3 protein-coding genes are annotated in these 1,500 nt (G+C 68.9%); 1 reads left to right on the plus strand and 2 read right to left on the minus strand.

The genetic code is table 11. The annotated features are described in order from the left end of the window. Both V3H18_RS16540 and V3H18_RS16545 read right to left on the minus strand, forming a co-directional pair. Positions 1–721: cobalamin biosynthesis protein CobD/CbiB (locus tag V3H18_RS16540; RefSeq protein WP_332083179.1), on the minus strand; the 721-nt coding region annotated here is incomplete at its 3' end. Further along, on the minus strand, positions 718–1,272 hold the full coding sequence (locus tag V3H18_RS16545) for a YbhB/YbcL family Raf kinase inhibitor-like protein (RefSeq protein WP_332083180.1): 555 nt from the start codon (positions 1,270–1,272) through the stop codon (positions 718–720). The genes V3H18_RS16540 and V3H18_RS16545, both read right to left, overlap by 4 nt. A gap of 91 nt (positions 1,273–1,363) precedes the next feature. On the opposite strand from V3H18_RS16545, the gene V3H18_RS16550 reads away from it, so the two are divergent. Next, on the plus strand, positions 1,364–1,500 hold a 137-nt coding region (locus tag V3H18_RS16550), incomplete at its 3' end, for a cobalt-precorrin-5B (C(1))-methyltransferase (RefSeq protein ID WP_332083181.1).

The following is a 1,500-nucleotide window of genomic DNA, read 5'->3' on the forward strand; positions in this document are numbered from 1 at the left end:
CGTCGCGACGCGCGCATGCGAGCGCGGCCGAAGCCGAGGCGCCCGGCAACGCGAGGGCGCCGAACGCCAGCAGCGCGGCCGAAAGACGCGCGGGGATGAGATTCATCAGATCGTCGCAGCGCGCCGCCGCCCAGCCGAAGGCGAAATGCCGCTCGGACTTGTGGCCGATCATGCTGTCGGCGGTGTTGACCGCCTTATAGGCGAGCGCGCCCGGCAGGCCGAAGAGCGCGAGCCAGAAGGCCGGCGCGACGACGCCATCGGAGAAATTCTCGGCAAGACTCTCGATCGCCGCGCGCGCCACGCCCGCCTCGTCGAGCGTCGCCACGTCGCGGCCGACGATTTTCCCCGCCGCGCGCCGCCCGTCTTCGAGCGAAAGGGCGAGGGCGCGCTCGACCGCCGCGACATGCTCGTGGAGGCTTTTCTGCGCGAGAAGGCTCGACGCGAGAACGGCGAGAGCGATCCATCCAAAGGGAAGGGCGAGCAGGGCGCGTTCGATCAACAGGCCCGCAAAGAGCGCCGCCCCGAGGACGATGAGAAGCGCCGCGCCGCCCTTGGCGCGCCTGACCGCGAAGGCGTCGGCTTCGCGATTGAGGCGCGCATCCAGCGCGTCGATCAGCGCGCCGAGCCAGGAGACGGGATGGCCAATGCGGGCGAAGAGAGAGTCGGGGTAGCCGACGCCCGCCTCGATCGCGAGCGCCGTCAAGGCGAGCTTAAAGCTCACCGCCCAAAGAGCGCGGTGATCGAGGCTTTCGCCAGCGCGTTCTGATTGATCGTGAAGCCCGCGATGGCGGTGCGCCCATGTCCGGCGTCGCCGAGTTTTTCCGTCTTCAGCGCATAGACGGTGAAGACGTAGCGATGAGGCTTGCCCGGCGGCGGGCAGGGGCCGCCATAGGCCTTATCGCCGAAATCCGTCTCGAGCTGCTTGGCGCCCTCCGGCAGGTTTTTGCCGGAGGCGTGGCCCGCGTCCCGTTTCAGCCCGCGCACGTCGGGCGGAATATCGACGACAAGCCAGTGCCAGAATCCGGCGCCGCCCGTCGGCGCGTCGGGATCATGGACGAGCACCGCAAGGCTCTTCGTGCCGGCCGGGGGCTCGCTCCAGGAAAGCTCCGGCGAGAGGTTGCCGCCCGTGCAGCCGAAAGAATCATAGACATGTTTCATGTCGATGGTTTTGCCTTCGGCGATGTCGGGGCTTTGGAGCTCAAAGGCCTGGACGCCCTGCGCCTCCGCGGCGAAGGCGGCGAGGGCGAAGAAAGATGAGACGCTGCGCATCATTTAAGCGTGCTCCCGATTTGGAAATGACGGCCCGTTTTAGCCCATCGGCGCGCCGGTGTCGCGCGCGCGCGCTTCGCGGTAAAGAAGACGCATGAGCGAAGCCGAAAAGGGCCATCCCCTGCGTCGGGGCTGGACGACAGGCGCCTGCGCCACGGCCGCCGCGCGCGCCGCTTTCGAGGCGCTCGTCTCCGGCGCGCCGCCGCCGGACCCGGTCGAGATCGCGCTGCC

This window comes from Methylocystis borbori (assembly GCF_036576025.1).
Taxonomy (GTDB): Bacteria; Pseudomonadota; Alphaproteobacteria; order Rhizobiales; family Beijerinckiaceae; genus Methylocystis; species Methylocystis borbori.